The 5,235-nt window shown below is 69.3% G+C and carries 6 protein-coding genes and 1 tRNA gene; 2 read left to right on the top strand and 5 right to left on the bottom strand.

The features are described 5' to 3' along the window. Positions 1-242: 242 nt before the first annotated feature. The gene (locus AACZ35_RS12115) at positions 243-821 is read left to right on the top strand and encodes a cysteine dioxygenase family protein (RefSeq protein WP_339829653.1); all 579 of its coding nucleotides are present in this window, start codon (positions 243-245) and stop codon (positions 819-821) included. Positions 822-857: 36 nt separating this feature from the next. Beyond that, positions 858-943 (top strand) — tRNA-Leu (locus tag AACZ35_RS12110). Positions 944-1,019: 76 nt separating this feature from the next. Here the strand turns inward: AACZ35_RS12110 and AACZ35_RS12105 are convergent. From AACZ35_RS12105 to AACZ35_RS12085, 5 genes are all read right to left on the bottom strand, one after another. Next, on the bottom strand, positions 1,020-2,132 hold the full coding sequence (locus AACZ35_RS12105; protein WP_339829650.1) for a homoserine O-acetyltransferase: 1,113 nt from the start codon (positions 2,130-2,132) through the stop codon (positions 1,020-1,022). After that, the gene (locus AACZ35_RS12100; protein ID WP_339829646.1) at positions 2,129-3,127 is read right to left on the bottom strand and encodes a tetratricopeptide repeat protein; all 999 of its coding nucleotides are present in this window, start codon (positions 3,125-3,127) and stop codon (positions 2,129-2,131) included. The genes AACZ35_RS12105 and AACZ35_RS12100 overlap by 4 nt, the downstream gene beginning before the upstream one ends. Positions 3,128-3,129: 2 nt before the next feature. Then, positions 3,130-3,555: a cytochrome c-type biogenesis protein gene (locus tag AACZ35_RS12095; RefSeq protein ID WP_339829643.1), complete on the bottom strand. Its 426-nt coding sequence runs from the start codon at positions 3,553-3,555 to the stop codon at positions 3,130-3,132. Continuing rightward, positions 3,552-4,082, bottom strand: coding sequence for a DsbE family thiol:disulfide interchange protein (locus tag AACZ35_RS12090; RefSeq protein WP_339829656.1), 531 nt, complete (start codon positions 4,080-4,082; stop codon positions 3,552-3,554). Before AACZ35_RS12090 ends, AACZ35_RS12095 begins: the two co-directional genes overlap by 4 nt. Further along, the coding region (locus AACZ35_RS12085; protein ID WP_339829641.1) for a cytochrome c-type biogenesis CcmF C-terminal domain-containing protein at positions 4,082-5,235 on the bottom strand (1,154 nt) is incomplete at its 5' end. The genes AACZ35_RS12085 and AACZ35_RS12090, both read right to left, overlap by 1 nt.

Genomic DNA, 5,235 nt, shown 5'->3' with positions numbered 1-5,235 from the left:
GGCGACCATGAACGCGCCCACGTCTACCAGGCCATGCTGCTGGGGCCGCTGTTCCTGCCGCTTTACCTGGCCTGCGGCGGCATCAGCCACCACAACCGCTTCGAGCAGGCCGCCGACCGTTACGCGCTGACCGGCCGCGGTTGGTGGCCCTGGCCCCGGCCGGAGGCGGTTTGACCGGGCGCAAACCCGTACCGGCGCGCGCTGCTAAACTTGCTTCACGTCCACATCACCCAGGTGCCGCCATGCAGGCCCTCGATTTCCCCGGCTGCGACAAGCTGTTCGCGATGATCGATCGCGCCGTGTCCAGCGACTGCCAGCGCGAGACCACCGATTGCATCCGCAACGGCCTGGCCGAGCTCATCCGCACCCGCGCCGTGACGCTGCCCGCCTGCGTGTTCGAGCCGGTGACCGACCATTACGCCCGCCGCGAGCTTTACCGCTGCGAAGAGTCCGGCTACAGCGTCGTCGCCATGACCTGGGGCCCGGGGCAGGGCACGCCCGTGCACGACCATTCCGGCGTCTGGTGCGTGGAAGGCGTCTGGCAGGTCCAGCTGGAGATCACCCAGTTCGAACTGCGCGAACAGGACGGCGACCGCGTGCGCTTCGAACCGGTCGGCACCCAGATCGCCGGTGTCGGTTCGGCCGGCAGCCTGATCCCGCCGCACGAATACCACGCCATCCGCAATCCCAGCGCCGACGACGTGGCGATTTCGCTGCACATCTACAAGCAGGCGCTGACCTGCTGTTCGATGTTCCAGCCCGAGGAAGACGGCTGGTACCGCAAGGCGCCGCGCCAGCTGGGCCTGGACGAAGCCGCCTAGGCAGGCGGCGCTGGGCTATAATCGCGCCGCCCACGTGCCGGTGTGGCGGAATGGTAGACGCGGGGGACTCAAAATCCCTTGCCAGCGATGGCGTGTAGGTTCGAGTCCTATCACCGGTACCAAGAGCAGACGCAGGCGCAGCAAAGTCCGGCGTCGGTCAGACCGAAGGCGTGGAGTCCTCCACGCCTTTTTTCTTTTCTAGAGTTTGCCCAGGAACCCGCCAATCGCGGGCCCGAAACGCTCGATGTCGACCAGGAAGGCGTCGTGGCCCTGCGGCGATTCCAGGGCGAGGAATTCGGAATCAGCGCCGCCCGCGCGCAGGCCGTCGGCGACCTGTTCCTGCTGCTGCAGCGGGAACAGGATGTCGGTGTGTACGCCGATGGCCAGGGCGCGCTCGAGGCGGATGCCGGCCAGCGCCTTCATGACGTCGCCACCGCCGTATTCGGCCGCATCGAACCAGTCCATCGAGCGGCTCAGGTACAGGTAGCAGTTCGGGTCGAAGGTGCGCACGAAGCGGCGCGCGTGGCCTTCGAGGTAACGTTCGACCTCGAATTCCAGGCCGAAGGGGTCGTCTTCCCGGCATTCGCTGTCCAGGCGCACGCGGCCGAAGCGGCCGTCCCATTCCATCGCCGAACGATAGGTCACCACGCCCAGCTTGCGCGCGATGCGCATGCCGTTTTCCGGGTAGGCGTGGTCGTCGTAGTGGCCCTGGTTCCAGTTCGGGTCCAGGCGGATGGCTTCGCGCTGCAGCGATCGGATGGCGATCGAGAAGGGCAGCGCGCGGGCGCTGCCGGAGACGTTGATGTGCGAACGCGCGACGCCGGGGAACTGCAGCAGCAGCGCCAGCGCGCTCATGCCGCCCATGGAGTTGCCGATGACGCTGGCCAGGCAGTCAATGCCCAGCGCCTGCAGCAGGTGCCGGGCGGCGCGCGCACCGTCTTCGATCGAAAGGTCCGGGAAGTCCAGGCGGTAGGGCTGGCCGGTGCCGGGATTGATCGAGGCCGCGCCGGTGCTGCCCTTGCAGCTGCCCAGCGGGTTGACGCAGACGACGAACCAGCGGTTGGTGTCGATCGGCTTGCCCGGGCCCAGCATGGCTTCCCACCAGCCCGGTTCCGGGTTGCCGGCGTTCGCGGCGGCGTGGTCGTTGGGCGACAGGCCCGGCAGGATCAGGATGGCGTTGTCGCGGGCAGGGGAAAGTTCGCCCCAGGTTTCGTAGGCCAGTTTCGCGCCTTCAAGCGCGCCGCCGCGCTTGAAGGGGAAGGGTCCGGGGAGTTCGACGAAGCGGGTGGCCGGCGGGATCGATTCGCTCATTGCACCACTTTAGCAATCACCAGCGTCGCATTGGCCCCGTCGGCCACGTCCAGCTCAAGGACCTCGGCTTCCAGGTCGCCCGGGCTGGCACCGGCGTCGCCGGAGCGCGAGATGCGCGCCATCAGCCGCACGCGGGCCTGGCCGGAAAGCTTCTGCGCCGGCATCAGGCCGTCGGCGTCCGACAGGGACACCGTGACCGGGAACGATCCGGCCGGCAGGCGTTTCACCGCCACCGGCAGGCCGCCTTCAAGCGTGCGCGCGAAGACGTAGAGGGTGGCGCCCGGCGCCAGCTGGTCGGCCAGGGCCGGATCAAGCTCGACGGTGACGGCCAGGCTGGGGCCGGCCGCGGCCTCCGGCGCCGGCTCGAGCGGCGGCAGGCCGGCCTGTTCGCGCGCCATGTCCAGCTGCGGGCGCAGGGCCTTGGCGGTGTTCTCATCGACCAGCGGCAGCAGGCGGCCCCAGGTGGCGGCGGCTTCGGCCGGGCTGCCGGCCTGCAGCTGCTGGGCGCCCAGGTAAAACAGCGCGCGCTGGTGGTCCGGGCGCAGCTGCACCGCGCGTTCAAGCAGGGCCACGGCGTCGGCCGGGAAGCGGCCGTCGGGCGCGGCGCGCATGCGGGCATCGGCCAGTTCGACCATCAGGTCGGGTTCTTCGGGCAGCAGGGCCTGGGCCTTGCCGAAGGCGTCGGCCGCGCCGGTCCAGTTGCCCTGGGCGGCGTGGCTGCGGCCCAGCAGCACCCAGCCTTCGACGCTGCCCGGTTCGTCGGCCAGGCGGCGTTCGAGCTGCACGATGGCTTCTTCCAGGGTTTCCGGGGCCTTGACCTGGGCCGGGTCCAGCGCGTCGGGCGTACCCAGCAGCAGGTACAGGCCGGCGGTGCCCACACCCAGGGCCAGGGCCAGGGCCAGCGCGCTGCGGCGGGCGCCGGACCAGAGCGGACGCAGGGCCAGGGCCACCAGCACCAGCACGACGGCCAGGGAGGCCAGCACGAAAACCGTCATCGTCACCACTCCTGCCTGTCGTCGGGGATCGTTTCCGCGGGCGCCTGGCGCGAGCGGCGCTTCACCACCACCACCACCACGACGGCGCCGCCCAACAGCAGCGCGGCGGGGCCGAACCAGAGCAGCCAGGTGGCGGGACGCACCGGCGGGCTGTAGAGCACGAATTCGCTGTAACGCGCGACCAGGTAATCCTTGATTTCGTCGTCGGTCTTGCCTTCGCGCATCAGTTCCAGCACCTGCAGGCGCAGGTCGTGGGCGATCTGGGCGTCGGAGTCGGCCAGCGACTGGTTCTGGCACATCACGCAGCGCAGCTCCGCCGCCAGGTCGCGGAAGCGGGCCTCTTCGGCGGCGTCGCGGAATTCAATGGGTTCGAAGGCGGCGGCGCCCAGCGACAGCACCAGCAGCAGGCCCAGCAGCCAGGCCCTCATTCCAGCGACTCCAGCACGGGCAGCAGCTGTGTCTGCACCACCTCGGGCGTCAGCGGGCCGACGAACTTCCAGCGGATGAAGCCTTCGGCATCGACCAGGAAGGTCTCGGGCGCGCCGTAGATGCCCCAGTCGAGCGCGGCGCGGCCTTCGACATCGGTGATCACCAGCGCATAGGGATTGCCGAACTGCTGCAGCCAGCGGCGCGCGTCGTCGGCTTCGTCCTTGTAGTCATAGCCGATGACGCGGATCCGGCCGGACTCGGCCAGGTCGGTGATCACCGGGTGTTCGTCGCGGCAGGCCGGGCACCAGCTGCCCCAGACATTGAGCAGGTAGGGTTCGCCCAGCAGGTCGTCGCGGGTGATGATGCGGTCGGGTTCGTCGAGCACCGGCAGCGCGAACTGTGGCGCCATCTTGCCGATCAGCGGCGAAGGGATCGCGCTGGTGTCCTTGCCCGAGTTCATCATCACGCCCACGCCCAGAAGCAGGGCCAGCGCGGCGAAGGCCAGCAGCGGCAGCAGTCGGTTCATCATGCGGGCGCTCCCGGCGTGGCCGGGCGGCGGAAGCGGCGGTCGAACACCACCACGAAACCACCCGCGGCCATGAACAGCGAACCCAACCAGATCAGCCGGATCCAGGGTTTGACGTACAGGCGCAGCGCCCAGCCGCCGCTCTGGTCCAGCGGTTCGCCCAGCGCCACGTACAGGTCGCGGTGCAGGCCACCGTGCAGCGCGGCTTCGGTCATCACCTGGCCACCGGCGGCGTAGGCGCGTTTTTCCGGATGCATGACCGCGATTTCGCGGCCGTCGCGCGACACCACCACGGTGCCGCGGTCGGCGAGGTAGTTCGGGCCCTGGTGTTTTTCCACGCCCTCGAAGGCGAAGTCGTAACCACGCAGTTCGAACACCTGGCCCGGCCGCGCGGCGACGTCACGTTCGATGCTGGTCGATTCGGTGATGAAGACGCCGGCCACGAAGATGCCGATGCCGGCGTGCGCCAGCAGCATGCCGGTCATTTCGGCGGTGAAACGTGCGCCCTTGCTGGTCGAACGCAGGCGCTGCCAGGCAAAACGCGCCGTACCGGCCAGGATCCAGACCGCACCGAGCAGGCCGACGGCAGTCTTGGCCGTGCCGTTGGGCCAGGCGAAAAACACGATGATGCCGACCACCACCGCCAGCGCCGCCCAGGGCGCCAGCCAGCGCACCGGCTGCGCCAGGTCTTCGCGCTGCCAGCGCATCAGCGGGCCGAAGGGCACCAGCGCCACCAGCGGCGCCATCAGCAGGATGAACAACAGGCCGAAGTAGGGCGGGCCCACCGAAATCTTGCCCAGGTCCAGCGCATCGGCCAGCAGCGGGTACAGCGTGCCGAGCAGGATCATCGCCGCGGCCGCGGTCAGCAGCAGGTTGTTGGCCAGCAGGAAGGTTTCGCGCGAGGAAGCCGCGAAGGGCTTGCCGGTTTCGAGCTTCGGCGCGCGCAGGGCATACAGCAGCAGCGAACCGCCGATCACGATGACCAGGAAGGCCAGGATGAACATGCCGCGCTCCGGGTCCGAAGCAAAGGCATGCACGCTGGTCAGCACGCCCGAGCGCACCAGGAAGGTGCCCAGCAGCGACAGCGAAAACGCCGCGATCGCCAGCAGCAGGGTCCAGCCGCGGAAGCTGCCGCGTTTTTCCGTGACCGCCT

Source organism: uncultured Arenimonas sp. (assembly GCF_963976025.1).
Taxonomy (GTDB): domain Bacteria; phylum Pseudomonadota; class Gammaproteobacteria; order Xanthomonadales; family Xanthomonadaceae; genus Arenimonas.
The sequence above is the reverse complement of the archived record's forward strand: the minus strand, read 5'-3'. Positions and strand labels throughout refer to the sequence as shown.